10 protein-coding genes and 4 pseudogenes are annotated in these 13,948 nt (G+C 59.1%); 4 read left to right on the forward strand and 10 right to left on the reverse strand.

Going from position 1 to position 13,948, the window contains the following annotated elements; translation table 11 throughout:
* From GZ093_RS18025 to GZ093_RS18055, 7 genes and pseudogenes are all read right to left on the reverse strand, one after another.
* The coding region (locus GZ093_RS18025; protein WP_296488688.1) for an ATP-binding protein at window positions 1-702 on the reverse strand (702 nt) is incomplete at its 3' end.
* Entirely contained in the window at window positions 632-1,483 is an 852-nt protein-coding gene (locus GZ093_RS18030) for a DUF4118 domain-containing protein (RefSeq protein ID WP_296488689.1), read from the reverse strand. The genes GZ093_RS18025 and GZ093_RS18030, both read right to left, overlap by 71 nt.
* 278 nt (window positions 1,484-1,761) lie before the next feature.
* Window positions 1,762-1,917 (reverse strand): annotated as a pseudogene (locus tag GZ093_RS18035) (ABC transporter); the annotation flags it as partial.
* Between the two features lie 5 nt (window positions 1,918-1,922).
* Window positions 1,923-2,825 (reverse strand): annotated as a pseudogene (locus GZ093_RS18040) (transposase); the annotation flags it as partial.
* 244 nt (window positions 2,826-3,069) lie between these two features.
* Window positions 3,070-3,432: pseudogene (locus tag GZ093_RS18045) on the reverse strand (phosphoenolpyruvate hydrolase family protein); the annotation flags it as partial.
* 442 nt (window positions 3,433-3,874) lie between these two features.
* On the reverse strand, window positions 3,875-4,936 hold the full coding sequence (locus GZ093_RS18050; RefSeq protein WP_296488691.1) for an aldo/keto reductase: 1,062 nt from the start codon (window positions 4,934-4,936) through the stop codon (window positions 3,875-3,877).
* 303 nt (window positions 4,937-5,239) lie between these two features.
* Complete coding sequence (locus tag GZ093_RS18055) at window positions 5,240-5,926, reverse strand: ABC transporter ATP-binding protein (protein ID WP_296488693.1); 687 nt, start codon at window positions 5,924-5,926, stop codon at window positions 5,240-5,242.
* On the opposite strand from GZ093_RS18055, the gene GZ093_RS18060 reads away from it, so the two are divergent.
* Both GZ093_RS18060 and mnmH read left to right on the forward strand, forming a co-directional pair.
* On the forward strand, window positions 5,925-6,608 hold the full coding sequence (locus GZ093_RS18060) for an arylesterase (RefSeq protein ID WP_296488696.1): 684 nt from the start codon (window positions 5,925-5,927) through the stop codon (window positions 6,606-6,608). The two genes, GZ093_RS18055 and GZ093_RS18060, sit on opposite strands and share 2 nt — an antisense overlap.
* Window positions 6,608-7,669: a tRNA 2-selenouridine(34) synthase MnmH gene (gene mnmH / locus GZ093_RS18065; RefSeq protein WP_296488698.1), complete on the forward strand. Its 1,062-nt coding sequence runs from the start codon at window positions 6,608-6,610 to the stop codon at window positions 7,667-7,669. The genes GZ093_RS18060 and mnmH overlap by 1 nt, the downstream gene beginning before the upstream one ends.
* Before the next feature lie 36 nt (window positions 7,670-7,705).
* On the opposite strand, the gene GZ093_RS18070 is transcribed toward mnmH, so the two are convergent.
* From GZ093_RS18070 to GZ093_RS18080, 3 genes and pseudogenes are all read right to left on the reverse strand, one after another.
* Window positions 7,706-10,297: a [protein-PII] uridylyltransferase gene (locus GZ093_RS18070; protein ID WP_296488700.1), complete on the reverse strand. Its 2,592-nt coding sequence runs from the start codon at window positions 10,295-10,297 to the stop codon at window positions 7,706-7,708.
* Between the two features lie 49 nt (window positions 10,298-10,346).
* The gene (map, locus tag GZ093_RS18075) at window positions 10,347-11,174 is read right to left on the reverse strand and encodes a type I methionyl aminopeptidase (protein ID WP_296488702.1); all 828 of its coding nucleotides are present in this window, start codon (window positions 11,172-11,174) and stop codon (window positions 10,347-10,349) included.
* Window positions 11,175-11,507: 333 nt separating this feature from the next.
* Window positions 11,508-12,516: pseudogene (locus GZ093_RS18080) on the reverse strand (integron integrase).
* Window positions 12,517-12,953: 437 nt separating this feature from the next.
* Here GZ093_RS18080 and GZ093_RS18085 point away from each other — a divergent pair.
* Both GZ093_RS18085 and GZ093_RS18090 read left to right on the forward strand, forming a co-directional pair.
* Complete coding sequence (locus GZ093_RS18085; RefSeq protein ID WP_296488706.1) at window positions 12,954-13,523, forward strand: hypothetical protein; 570 nt, start codon at window positions 12,954-12,956, stop codon at window positions 13,521-13,523.
* A gap of 126 nt (window positions 13,524-13,649) precedes the next feature.
* Window positions 13,650-13,847, forward strand: coding sequence for a DUF1010 domain-containing protein (locus GZ093_RS18090; protein ID WP_363261064.1), 198 nt, complete (start codon window positions 13,650-13,652; stop codon window positions 13,845-13,847).
* Window positions 13,848-13,948: the final 101 nt, after the last annotated feature.

The following is a 13,948-nucleotide window of genomic DNA, read 5'->3' on the forward strand; positions in this document are numbered from 1 at the left end:
TTGCTCGGCATCGAGCGGCAAGGCGAGCACGAAGTTGCTGCCGCCGCCCCGGCGCGGGCGCAGGGTCAGACGCCCGCCATGGGCGAGCGCGATCGCGCGGCACAGCGCCAGGCCCAGACCGGCACCGCGCGGGCCCGACTGATCACCGCGCGTATAGGCCTCGAAAATGACTTTTTGTTCGGCCTCGGGAATGCCGTGGCCCCGGTCCTTGACCGAGACCAGCAACTCCTGCGCGTCGACGCTGACGCTCAGGTCAATCGGGCCGTCGCTGTATTGCAGCGCGTTGTCGAGCAAATTGCTGATCAATTGGGCCAGCAGCACGGGGTCAGCTTTGACCAGCGGCAAGTCCTCGGGCACGGTGGACTTGATGCGCCGCTCGGGGTCCCGCTGACGCACACGCGCCAGCACGGCCCCGACAATTTCCTCCATCGATTCCCAGTCCCGCTTGAGCGACTGTTCCGAGCCCGTGAGCCGCACCAGTTGCAAGGTGTTCTCGGTGACCGTGGACAGGTAGGACGCCTCGCTGACAATGCTGCCGAGCAAGCGGTCCTGCTCAGGCGCGCTCAGCTTGTCGCGCTGCGTCTGCAAGGACGAAGCGGCACCGACGCTGGCCGCCAGCGGGGTGCGCAGATCATGCGAGATCGCGGCCAAAAAAGTGCTTTGCAGCTGTTGGCGTTGCGCCTCGCTTTGGGCCGCGCGCATCGACGCGCTGCTGGCGCAGACGCCACAGCGCTTGCGCCAGCAGCGCGCACAGCGCCTGAGCGTGTTCCCTGCCCGCGTCATCGGCGGCCAAGGCCGGGCGCACACAGGCGGCGCCGGTCACATGGCCGCGCTCGCCCAAAGGCAGGTACCAGGCCAGCAGACCGGGCCAGCGCCCCGTGCCCGGCCCCAGCACCGCCGCCTCGCTCATGCAGCAGCGCATGCCGTCGCGCACGGCGGGGTCCAGGTCCCCGGCGAGATCGAGCTCGCGCCCATCCTGGGTCAGGGCCAGCGAACACGGTCCGGCAAAGGCGGCATCCAGCGCCTTTTGACCCAGGGCGACGATATCGGCCGGGGCGCTGACGTTGGACAGGTCGGTAGCAAGCGCCTGCAATTGCCGCGCGCGCCGTTCGTTCAGGCGCGCCAGTTCGGTCTCGCGCCGCACGCCCCTCGCCAGATGGCTGATCACCAGGGCCACGACCAGCATCGCGCCCAGTGCGATGAAGTGTTCCCGGTTTTCGACCTCAAAGGTCCAGCGCGGCGGCACGAAAAAGAAGTTCAGCGCCGTGACCGCCGCGACGGCGCAGACCGCTGACTCTATCCAGTCGAGCTTGTAGGAGGCAATCACCACCGCCAGCACATAAATCATGGCCTGGCTGGTCAGCGATACATGGCGGTCGAGCAGGAATCCGCAAGCGGTGGCCGCCGTCAGCAAAAACGCGACGATGACCCAACTTCGGGCTGGCGAGCGGTTGGGTGCTGACAACTCTGGAGAATTCATCATTAAGGCAGCGTACCACCTGCCGTGTCAGGATTGCATTAGGAAAGTGCTTGGCCGTCGAACCCAAGTGTCACGCCATTTCGCCCTTCAAATCCAGTTGGACTGACTGACCGCAGTGTGGCGCCAGCGCTGAACGGCAGGTTGTGGTCGTCAAGAATCATCCGCGGTCTCAAATCCTATGACTGGCTACGCTGCGCTGCCGACTTTCCCTCCGAAGAAACCAGCTTGTTACTTTCTCTAAGCAATCTCGTTCCACGCCGGTTCTTTAAGTCATCAAGGGCCTAAAGCTCAATCACCGTCTCCAGCACCCTTCCGGCCTCAATTGTGATGCAGCGCGCGTAGCGCGAGGCAATGGCACGGTCGTGGGTGACCAGCACCAGCTTGGTGCCGAGTTCGCGGTTCAGGACAAACATTAGCTCCATCACTGTTTCACCGGTGGGACGACCTCGGCGGCCACGATGATGTGCGCCGTCCCATCGACTGCTGTCTGCGCGTTGTAGGCATAGTCAAAGCCGCCACCGGCACGCTTCATGATGCGCGACTCGGGGTCGGTAAAGCTGTCTTGGGCTTTGGCCGCAGGAACACCAAAGTCACGTTGATACGGTTTGCCGCCTTTGGGCTTGCCGTCTTTGTCTTTGGGTTGGCGTTCGTCATCGGGGCTGCGCCCACGCTGTGTGTCGCTTTGGCGCTGGCGTTCTTCGAGGCGGACTTTGGCTGCGGTAATAGCGGCAAGCCTTGCTTGTCTGCGTTCAAGCTCAGCGGGGATGTCCAGGTCGGGTTCGTTCTTCTCTGCCTCGTCAGTGTTGGCCGCCTTTAGCACCAGCGCGCTAATCTGGGCTTTAAGTTCTGCTTCGGCTGTTTGCATGCGGCCATAGCTCATGGCTTTGTGGCGGCTGGCGTTGGCCTTGATCTTGGTGCCATCAACAGCGATGGTACCGAGTTTGACCAGTCCTATTTCGCGTGCCAGGCGCACGACTTGAACAAACAGTTCGGTGAACTCGCCCAGGTGCAGCGCACGAAAGTCCCGGATCGTGCGGTGGGCGGAGAAGTTGTCGGCCGCGAGTACCCGAAAGGCGACATCTTCATGCAGTTTCCTGGCAATCTTGCGTGAGTTAAAAACACTTGTGGCGTACGCATACACCATGACCTTGACCATCATGGCCGGGTGAAACGGCTGGTTGCGTGGACCACCCGCCGCGTAGCGGCCATGGAAGGCGCTCAGTTTCAGGCTGTCGACGGTGTCGTTGATGAAGTAGGCCAGATGACCTTGGGGCAACCAATCTTGCAGCGCATTGGGCAAGAGTGGTTGCTGTTCGGGGTGGTAGGGGATGTAGCTTGCACTCATGCCCTGCATTGAACCTCAAACTTTAATAATTGGGATCGGGAGAATCCCATCTGCCGCCCAGACTCCTAGCGAAAATAATGTCATTGGCTGGTCAGCCGCGAGCACAACCAACCGACTACTGACTCCTACATGGCACCAGTCTGGGTGACATCCGCCACCCTCAGTGGACATTCGACGGTAAAAAAGCAGTTCGAAGCCTATTTGAAATCAAACTCATGCCTGCTGCTGGTTTACTGGTGAGTGTTCACCTTGTAATTTTCTTGAACTTCCGTGTCTGTTCAGTCAATGCGCCTTCTACCGGTAGACGCTCCATGCTGGAAGCGCCATAGAAGCCATGGCACGCGGGACAGTTTTCCAAGATGTAGGCTGCATCTTCAGGGCTGGCAATTGGACCGCCATGGCAAAGCACAATCACCTCAGGGTTGACACGTTTGGCAGCCTCGGCCCAGGCGTTAACCCGAACCACGCAATCTGCCAATGTCAGCGCTGTCTCGGCGCCGATCGCTCCGCCGGTAGTCAGGCCCAAGTGGGGCACCACAATATCCGCACCGGCTCGCGCCATATCGATCGCACTGGTTTCATCGAAAACATACGGCGTGGTCAGCAGGTCCAGTTAGCGTGCGGCGAGCCCAGCAGAGTCCAAAAACCGAGATTGTCCATTAAGATTTTTTTAAGTGAATCCGCGAAGGTCAATGGTTCACCGGTATTGGCTCAGAGCTGGGTCGAGTCAACTTTATCAATTCCCCTTGTACTTCGTTAGTCTGGACAATTTCAGGGGCAATGCGCATTCGTCTTGTCCAGCTTGTTTGGCAAAAAAAGCCATAGGCGATCATTCATGAAAAATAATATCCTTCAAGAATGCAACACTGCGCTAAATGATTCCCGCGTCCTGCGGGTACTCGAGAGTCTGGGCTAAACGGGCTTCGTCGGCTGCGAATTCCGTCCGGCTGGCAATTCGGTCGAGGGGCTCGGAGCTTGAAACGCTCCGAAAGCGGGTCCTCCCAGGACTGAGCCGAGAGCGGCGGGCCTGAAGGCCGCCGTTTCCGATTTCAGATATTGCCCAGGTCCTGGTAGCTGGCGTGCAGGGCCCAATCTCCCGCGCAGAAGCGGTCGCGGGCAAAGTTGTGCTGGTGCCAGTACGGATAGATATAGGGTACCCGGCTAACCAGGTTGAGCTGTTCCAGCTCGCTTGCCGTCAGGACCAGATCGACGGCTGCTATGTTGTCGCTGAAATGCCCCGGCGTCAGCCCGCCGACCACAAGCGAGGTGATGCCAGGGCGCGAAAGTGTCCACGCCAGGGCAATCTGCGCCGGCGATACCTCGCGCTTTCCGGCGATGTCGACAAGCGCATCGACGATGTTCCACAACCGGTTCTCATCGCGGATCGGCGGCTCGCTCCAGCCCGCCGCCTGACGGGAATCCGCAGGCTTTGCATCGCGGCGGAACGCGCCCGAAAGCAGTCCGGCGGCCAGGGGGCTCCACACCATCACGCCGAGACCCTGGTCTACAGAGATCGGCAACAGCTCGTACTCTGCCTCGCGTGCCTCCAGCGTATAGTGGATTTGCTGGGTTACAAATCGTGGATATTGCCTGAGGTCTGATACGCCCAGCGCCTTCATGATGTGCCAGCCGGAGTAATTCGAGCAACCGATATAGCGGATCTTGCCCTGCGCCACGAGCGTATCCAGCGCCGAAAGCATCTCTTCCAGCGGCGTCAGGCCGTCCCATTCGTGCATGAAATAGATGTCGATATGATCGGTGCGCAGCCGCTTCAGGCTACGCTCACACTCGCGGATCAGGTGATAACGTGACACGCCTTCATCATTCGGCCCGTCGCCGATCCGCATGCGCGCCTTGGAGGAGATCAGGACCTTGTCACGTCGGCCTTCCAGCACTTCGCCGAGTATTTCCTCCGAGCGGCCGGCGGAATACATGTTCGATGTGTCGAAGACGTTGATGCCACCGTCGATGCAGGTGTCGACAAGCCGGCGGGCTTCGTCCACCCCCTGCTTGGCGACCATGGCGAAGTCGCCTTTGCCGCCGAACGAAAAAGTGCCCATGCTCAACACCGATATCTTCAAGCCAGAGCGACCCAGTGTTCTATATTCCATTTTGCTCTCCTTAGCGTAATGTTTTGCGGCTGACGGATACGGATAGGAAATTCAACCACGTGAAACCTAGTATCGCATTGTGGAGCAGCACTCGATCCGCGTAATAACCCTCGATTTGCACGCAACAACGACTCGTCCGGTAGCCTCGCCGCTTCGCCCTACCACCAGCCCAGTTGACGCGTTGATTGACCTCGACGTCCGGTACCAGGTGCCGTTACGCTGCCGACTTTCGCTCCGAAGAGACCAGCTTGTTACTCTCTCCAAGCACTCCCGTTCCACGCCAGTTTTTAAGCCATCAAGGCCTTAAACCTCAATCACCGTCTCCAGCACCCGTCCGGCCTCAATCGTGATGCAGCGCGCGCAGCGCGAGGCAATGGCGCGGTCGTGGGTGACCAGCACCAGCGTGGTGCCGAGTTCGCGGTTCAGGTCAAACATCAGCTCCATCACTTTTTCACCGGTGGCAAAGTCCAGGCTGCCGGTGGGCTCATCGGCTAGCAGCAACGCCGGTTTGACGACAAATGCGCGCGCCAGCGCCACCCGCTGTTGCTCGCCACCACTCAACACCTTGGGGTAATGACCGAGGCGCTCAGCCAGGCCGACGCGCGCCAGCATGTCGGTTGCGGCCGCGCGGGCATCGCGCCTGCCAGCCAGTTCCAGCGGCAGCATCACGTTTTCCAGCGCCGTGAGATTGCCCAGCAATTGAAAACTCTGAAACACAAAGCCGACCTTCTGCGCCCGCACGGCAGCGCGCTCGTCTTCATCGAGGGCGAACAAGTCTTGCCCGGCCAGCCGGACGGTGCCGCGGCTGGGCGTGTCCAAACCCGCAATGATCGACAAGAGCGTGCTTTTGCCCGAACCCGACGCCCCGACAATGGCGACTGTTTCCCTGGCATTTAACGAAAAATCAATATCGCGCAAAATGTCAAGGGTGCCGGTGGAATCCGTCACCGACTTGAACACGTGGTCAACGGAAATAATTGAATCAGACATGAGGCTTTCTTTGTATCGAACTGACACGCATCGGCGACACTTTATCGCCATAGGGGTACTGGCTGCTCTGGCGGGGGTATCGCTGGGGGCGCCGGCGCAGGCTGCTGGCCCGGCTCCCAAGACCGCCAAAGCCAGAAAAATCCTGGTGTTGGGCGACTCGCTGAGTGCCGAGTATGGCCTGAAACGTGGCCGCGGCTGGGTGGCGCTGCTTGAGCAGCAACTCAAAGCCGACAAAATGCCGGTCAGCGTGATCAACGCCAGTATCAGCGGCGACACTACCTCCGGTGGACGCGCACGACTGGGGGCGCTGCTGACCCAGCACCGGCCGACCCACGTCATCATTGAACTCGGTGGCAACGACGCACTGCGTGGCTTGCCGCTGGAACTCACCCGCGACAACCTGACTTTCATGACGCAATTGGCTCAAAATGCCGGCGCGAAGGTGCTGCTGATTGGCATGCAGGTGCCCCCCAACTATGGCAAAGACTACGGCGAGCGCTTTGCCGCGCTGTTTGCCAGCGTGGCAAAGGCCAGGCGCGCCGCGCTGGTGCCGTTCTTGCTCAAAGGCATTGCCGAAGATGACGCGACGCGTATGTTTCAAGCCGACCGCATCCACCCCAAGGAAGAGGCGCACCCTCTCATGCTGGCCAATGTGTGGCCAGAATTGAAAAAAATCCTTTAATGAGCCTGAACACCTTGCCCGCAACCGAGGTCATCGCTCGTTTGCATGAGTTTGACACCGTCATCGACGCCCGCAGTCCCGGCGAGTTCGACGAAGACCACCTGCCGCACGCCGTCAATTGGCCCACCCTCAACAACGAAGAGCGCCGCGATATTGGCACCCTGTACAAACAGGTCAACGCCTTTGAAGCCAAAAAACGCGGTGCTGCGATCGCGGCGCGCAATGTTGCAAGTCACATTGACCGTTGGGTGATCGACAAACCCAAAGACTGGCAACCGCTGGCCTACTGTTGGCGTGGTGGCCAGCGCAGCGGCGCCTTGGCGCTGATTCTGAGTCAGATCGGTTTTCGGGTCACGCTGGTCGAAGGTGGCTATAAGGCGTTTCGGGCCGCGGTGGTGCAGGACATTCCAAGGCTGGTCAGTGGCCTGGACTGGCGCGTGATCAGTGGCACCACGGGGTCCGGCAAAACGCGCCTGCTGCAGGCCCTGGCCGAACAAGGGGCGCAGGTGGTGGACCTGGAAGCGATGGCCCGGCACCGTAGTTCGGTGCTCGGTGCCATTCCCGGGCAGGCGCAGCCGACCCAAAAACGCTTTGACACGCTGGTGTGGCAGGCGTTGCGAGCGCTGGATCCCACGCGCCCGGTCTTCATCGAGAGCGAAAGCAAGAAGGTGGGCAACGTGGCGGTGCCCACCGCGCTGATCGAGGCCATGCGCCAAAGCCCTTGCCTGAACCTGGTGTTGCCGGACGCCGAACGCGTGGCCTTGCTGATGGAAGACTACAGTTTTTTTGTCAGCGATGTCGAGAGCTTTTGCGAGCGTCTGCAGGTCTTGACCGACGTCAAGGGCAAGGTGCTGGTGGAGGGCTGGCAGCGCCAAGTGCGCGCTGGCAACATTGCCCCGGTGGTGCAAGAGCTGCTCACGCTGCACTACGATCCGAGCTATCTGCAGTCGATGCAGCGTAACTTTCTGCGCTATGCCGATGCAAAAATAATAGCACCAAAAGACCATTCTATGCGGGCTATGGCCGAATTAGCCCAAAAAATAATGGAAGAATCGTTATAGGTCAAATTTCGGCACGGCGGCAAGAAGCGTGCCGCTCTAAGCCAGCGCTGCCAGCAATTCCGTCTCGATTTCAATCTGCGCACGGTTGTGTTGCAGCTCCGGCCCCTCGATCAGGAAGATGTCGTCCACGCGTTCCCCCAGCGTGTTGATTTTTGCGAGTTGCAGGTTGATGTGGTGCTTGGCGAGCACCCGGGCCACGCAGTACAGCAGCCCAACCCGGTCACTGGCGGAGATGTTAAGCAGCCAGCGCTGCCCTTTCTCGTCCGGGCGCAGGGTGACACGGGGTGTGATCGGGAAACTTTTCACCCGGCGTGACACCCGCCCACGACTGGGTGGCGGCAGGGGGCCCGCTTCTGCCAGGACGCGACTGAGTTCGCTCTCCACCATGCTGGTCAGTTCGCGATAGTGTTCGGGCAGGGCAGAGGTGACCACCTGAAACGTGTCCATGGCATAGCCGTTGCTGGCTGTGTGCACGCGTGCGTCCAGAATGCTGAAGCCGCCCTGGTCAAAATAACCACAGATGCGGGCAAACAGGTCGGGCTGGTCGGGTGTGTACACCACCACCTGCAGTCCCTCTCCCACCGGTGACTTGCGCGCACGCACGATCGGTTTGCCCGCGCCCACGTGGCGCGAGAGTTGACGCGTGTGCCAGGCAATGTCGGCGGCATCGTGGCGCAAGAAATAGCCCACGTCCAGCGTCTCCCACAGGCGTTTGTGGGCCTCAAACGGCTGGGCGTGCAGGGCCAGCAGAATCAGCGCCTCGCGCTTGCGGGCTTCGACTTCATCGTGTGGATCGGGCGCGTGACCACCCAGAACCCGCAGCGTCAGGCGATACAGATCTTCCAGCAGCTTGCCTTTCCAGGCGTTCCAGACCTTGGGCGAGGTGCCGCGAATGTCAGCCACCGTGAACAAGTACAAAGCGCTCAGATAGCGCTCATTGCCCACCCGTTTGGCAAAGGCGGCAATGATGTCGGGGTCGCTCAGGTCGGATTTTTGCGCCACCCGGCTCATCGTCAGGTGCTCGCGCACGATGAACTCGATCAGCTGCGTGTCTTCCTTTGGGAAAGCGTGCTGTTTGCAGAATCGGCGTGCCTCGACGGCGCCCAGTTCCGAATGGTCGCCGCCGCGCCCTTTGGCGATGTCGTGAAACAGCGCCGCCGTGTACAGGATCCAGGGCTTGTCCCAACTGGCTGCCAGCTGCGAGCAAAACGGGTACTCATGGGCGTGCTCGACGATAAAGAAACGCCGCACATTGCGCAGCACCATCAGGATGTGCTGATCGACCGTGTAGACGTGAAACAGGTCGTGCTGCATCTGGCCCACAATCGCGCGAAACGCCCACAGGTAGCGCCCCAGCACCGAGGTCTGGTTCATCAGCCGCATGGCATGCGTGAGGCCGCTGCGCTGCATCAGTATCTGTTTGAAAATCTCCCCGTTGACCGGGTCATTGCGAAACTGGCCGTTCATCAGGTCACGGGCGTTGTAGAGCGCGCGCAAGGTGCGGGCGGACAGCCCTTTCAGGCCGGGCGTGGTCTGAAAAATCAGGAAGGTTTCCAGAATGGCGTGCGGCTCGCGCTGGTACAAGTCGTCGCTGGCCACTTCCACCAGGCCCGCCTTGTCATAAAAGCGCGCGTTGATCGGCAGCGGTGCGTGGTTTGACGGGTTGAGCCGCTCCTCGATGTTGAGCAGCAGAATCTGATTGAGCTGGGTCACCGCCTTGGCCGACCAGTAATAGCGCTTCATCAGCGCTTCACTCGGACGCACAAATGCCCGGGCGTCGTTACTGGCTGGGGGCGCCTCAAAGCCAAATGACTGGGCCATGGCGTTTTGCAGGTCAAACACCAGCCGGTCTTCACGCCGCTGCGCGAGCAAATGCAGGCGCGCGCGAATAAGCCGCAACACCGCTTCGTTGTGCTTGATCTGCTTGACCTCGAAGGCCGTGGCCAGGCCGCTGTGGGCCAGCGCGTCCCAGTCATTGCCGTAGCCCGCAGCCTTGGCGACCCAGAGGATGACCTGCAGATCACGCAGGCCGCCCGGCGACTCCTTGCAATTGGGCTCCAACGCGTAAGGGGTGTCTTCAAACTTGCTGTGCCGTTGGCGCAGTTCCAGCGTCTTGGCGATAAAAAAAGCCTGCGGGTCGATCGCTGAAAAAAACTGACGCTCAAATCCAGTGAACAGCGCGGCGCTGCCGGTGACCAACCGGGCCTCCAGCAGCGAGGTCTGCACTGTCACATCGCGCGCGGCTTCCTCCAGGCATTCGGTCACCGTGCGCACGCTGGAGCCGATCTCCAGCCCGGCGTCCCAGCAACTCCCAATAAAGCCTTCGATGCGTGTCTTGAGTTGCGCGTCGCTGGCGGGTGACTGCGCGTCGGGCAACAGCACCAGCACATCGACATCGGAGTAGGGAAACAGTTCGCCACGCCCAAAGCCACCGACGGCCACCAACGCAAACGAACTGGTAAAGCCCGCTTGCCGCCACAGGATCATGAGAGCCCTATCCGCCAGCTTGGAGAGTTTGCCCAGCGTGGCGCGAACACCGCGCGTGGTGGTCCCGGGTGACGCAATCGATTCCAGGATGGTGGCTTTTTGCGCGCGGTAACGGCTGCGCAGCGCTTGCAGGTCGGTCATGCGGGGCCCATGCGGTTGTCTCTCGCTGTCCGGGCGATGGCGCCGCAGGTCAGCTCGTGACGGGTAAGGCCGCCGGCTCCGGCACAAAAGACGGAATCGCCGGGCCACCCGCTGACAGGGTCAGCACCTCGTAGCCGGTCGGCGTGACCAGCACCGTGTGCTCCCACTGTGCTGACAGCGAGCGGTCTTTGGTGACGATGGTCCAGCCGTCACCCATTTCCTTGATGTCCTTGCGCCCCACGTTGAGCATCGGCTCGATCGTGATCGTCATGCCCGCCGTGAGTTGCTCCAGCGTGCCGGGGCGCCCGTAATGCAGGATCTGCGGCTCTTCATGAAAACTGCGCCCGATGCCGTGGCCACAAAACTCGCGCACCACGCTCAGACCCTGGCCTTCGGCGAAGGTCTGGATGGCGTGGCCAATGTCGCCCAGATAGGCGCCGGCCTTGACTTTGACAATGCCGTGCCACATCGCCTCGTAGGTCAGATGGCAAAGCCGCTTGGCCGCGATGGACACCTCACCCACCATGTACATGCGGCTGGAGTCGCCGTGCCAGCCGTCTTTGATGACAGTCACGTCGATGTTGACAATGTCACCTTTCTTGAGCGGCTTGTCGTTCGGAATGCCGTGGCAGACCTGGTGATTGATTGATGTGCAAATAGATTTGGGGTAGGGGTTGTGGCCGCCGGGCGCGTAATTCAGGGGCGCGGAAATGGCCTGCAGCACTTGCGTGGTGTGCTCTTCGGCCAGCCGGTCGATCTCATTGGTGGTCACGCCCGGTTGGATGAAGGGGCCCAGGTAGTCCAGCAGCTCGCCCGCCAGGCGACCCGCGATACGCATGCCGGCAATGCCGTCGGCGTCTTTGTAAGTGATAGTCATGGCTGCAATTATCCCATTGGGCAAAATTTCCTTCACCTGGGCAGGGGCAGCGCAGTCTGGAGCAGGGCGGAGTTGCTGAAAACCAGGCCAGCAGTGCCATGGAGGATGTCATTGGTTACAGCCGGTGCCTGATTTGAGCGACTGCGGTGCGGTGTTCAGCGGCCATCCGTTTTCGTGGCATTGATTTCTGGACGGCAAAGCTGACAAATTTGCAGTGCCAGACTGCGCTTTTTCAGCAGGCCATGAAGGTGTTCAAAATACGACCGTTTAATGTGCACCGTGGCGGTCGGCTTATGGCAGATGGTTGCCGGTCACGTTTTTCCTCGATACCGGTCATTGGATTGGCAAAAGTGAATCCAATGGGGATGCCGTGCCACCTGCTGCCACTTTGAGCACGTGGGTATAAATCATGGTGGTACTGACATCGCTGGCCCAGCAGTTCTTGCACAGTCCGAATGTCTGTGCCCGCCTGCAGTAGGTGCGTTGCAAATGAGTGGCGCAAGGTATGAACGGATACGGGCTTAGCAATGCCCGCGTGCGCCACGGCTTTTTTCAGGGCACGTTGCAGGCGCTCCTCAAACAAATGGTGTCTTCGCTCAACGCCGCTGCGCGGGTCGATTGACAACGTGGGCGACGGGAACAGCCAGAACCATCCCCACGTGTAGCCAACCTTGGGGTATTTACTCTCCAATGCGTGTGGCACCTCAACCCCACCGCGCTGCACCTGCCGGTCTGCTTCCCACTGAGCGCGTGCCGCCAGCATCTGTTGCCGCATGGCAGGAGCAAGCGAGCGCGGCAACATCACCACCCGGTCTTTGCTGCCCTTGGCCTCGCGCACGATGATCACATGCCGGTCAAAGTCCACGTCCTTAATGCGCAGCCGCATGCCCTCCATCAAACGCATGCCAGTACCGTAGAGAAGACGTGCAAGCAATGCGGTTACACCGTCCATATGCGCCAGCACACCGGCCACTTCGTCCTTGGTCAGCACCGAGGGAATGCGTTTGGTCTGATGAGGGCGGCCAATATTGTTGAGCCAGGACAAATCGATGTTCAGCACTTCTCGGTACAAAAACAAGATGGCACTGAGTGCTTGGTTATGCGTGGAGGCTGATACCTTTCGTTCGTTGGCCATCATTGACAGAAACGCCTCTACGTCCAGCACGCCCATGTCTCTCGGGTGGCGCATGCCGCCGGATTGGGTTGCACTCCAGCGGACAAAAAATCGCACCCAATACAGGTAGGCCTTCTCCGTCTTCAAGCTATAGTGCAGATACCGAACCCGCTCGCGCACCTGATCGAGCAAGCGGGCAGACTGTAGAGGAGGCGCACCGGGTTTCATGGAAAATTTATACCTGTTAATTCATCCAGTATATAGACCGCAAAGCCAGCAGGCAAGCGGGTTGCGCTGTTTTTCAAAAGAAGATGTATCGTCAAGCGCCGGATGTATCAACCGGGTTTTGCCGTCTACATTACGTTATGCCTAGTCCGAGATGTGGTCGCGCGCATACGCTTCCGGCGGTAGTTCCGCACCGAGTAGCACACGGCCATCACAGTCCTCTGGGCTTATTGCTTTCACCTCGGGCCGATTGTCAAACCCGAGAAACAAGCAAGCCAGCGATTCTTGTGGGCATCGCTCCAACTCAGCTATCAATTCTTTCACTTTCATTTTCTTTCTCCAATTTAGGCAGCAAGCATAACCAAGCGCTCAAGCGGGACCGGCTGAAGCCGGCCGCTTAGCTCTGCGTTAGCCCACGTATCCCATATCAATTGCGAACTATGTTTTCCGTATCATTTTTGAAATTTCCTTCGCTTGTAATTTGTGTGCTGCTGCTTACTAGTTGCGGCACCCAGTATCGTCCCCTAACAACAGAACAGATGAAGGCTATTGATAATTCAGCGGAGACCAAACTAGCAATTGCACAGGAACGCATGAAAACTTTAAGGCTAGAAATTAGTAATATTGGATATAGCGAAGAAAAAGCAACCGAATATATTAATGCGCGTTGTGAATTTCTAAGGGAGTCAGAGTATCTATATTCGGATTACGCCTCTGTTCCGTGTTATGTTAAGACGGCTTTTCTTAGAGAACCAAAAGTCGATTACATCAATCGCGCAAACGCTACGCTGATTCAAAATTTCAAAGACCCAGAATCCGTCAAATTTAGAAACATATCTCTATCGCTCGTTGACGTACCAATCGTTTGCGGCGAGGTAAATGGGAAAAATAGTTATGGTGGTTACACTGGGTTTAAAAAATATTACGCTACTGACACCAAAGATTTTGGCGGAGTTGATGACGGTTCAGGACGGTTTTCCACTATTTGGGATCGGTACTGCCAAAAATAAACAAGGCTACCCCTAGTTAGCGTTCCGCAAAACTCTTCCTATTCAGGCTTATGTTATTCCAGCGCATTCAGCTTCTCAAGCGTTTCTCCGCTGGGTGCTTTACCGTGTGCCGGGCTTCGCCTTTCTGTGCCTCGCCAGTTCCAAGCCTTTTTTGCTTCTAGCGCTTATGCAGCTTGCGCTAGTAGCTATCTTTTTATCAGCATTGTGCCGCTTCCGTGGCGCAGTGCTTTTTCAAGGCTCGCGTTCGTCGTTAAGCTTGGGCGCCCTGTGGTGGCATCTCGGGCTAACCGGGCGTTCAAGGCGGACGGCTTCGCCGCCGCTTAACTTCATTCGTGTGTGCCGTGCATGGCACGAGTCCAGTCGGGTGAAAGTCCTGACACCAGGTATTCGCAGAGCCGAAGGTTAGCCAAAGGGCAAGTGCGTCG

The sequence above is a fragment of the Rhodoferax sp. genome (assembly GCF_010365055.1).
Taxonomy (GTDB): Bacteria; Pseudomonadota; Gammaproteobacteria; order Burkholderiales; family Burkholderiaceae_C; genus Rhodoferax.

Coding starts and splice junctions, on each gene's coding strand:
- GZ093_RS18030 (WP_296488689.1), bottom strand. CDS start 1,483: ATGATGAATTCTCCAGAGTTGTCAGCACCCAACCGCTCGCCAGCCCGA.
- GZ093_RS18050 (WP_296488691.1), bottom strand. CDS start 4,936: ATGGAATATAGAACACTGGGTCGCTCTGGCTTGAAGATATCGGTGTTG.
- GZ093_RS18060 (WP_296488696.1), top strand. CDS start 5,925: ATGAGGCTTTCTTTGTATCGAACTGACACGCATCGGCGACACTTTATC.
- GZ093_RS18055 (WP_296488693.1), bottom strand. CDS start 5,926: ATGTCTGATTCAATTATTTCCGTTGACCACGTGTTCAAGTCGGTGACG.
- mnmH (WP_296488698.1), top strand. CDS start 6,608: ATGAGCCTGAACACCTTGCCCGCAACCGAGGTCATCGCTCGTTTGCAT.
- GZ093_RS18070 (WP_296488700.1), bottom strand. CDS start 10,297: ATGACCGACCTGCAAGCGCTGCGCAGCCGTTACCGCGCGCAAAAAGCC.
- map (WP_296488702.1), bottom strand. CDS start 11,174: ATGACTATCACTTACAAAGACGCCGACGGCATTGCCGGCATGCGTATC.
- GZ093_RS18085 (WP_296488706.1), top strand. CDS start 12,954: ATGTTTTCCGTATCATTTTTGAAATTTCCTTCGCTTGTAATTTGTGTG.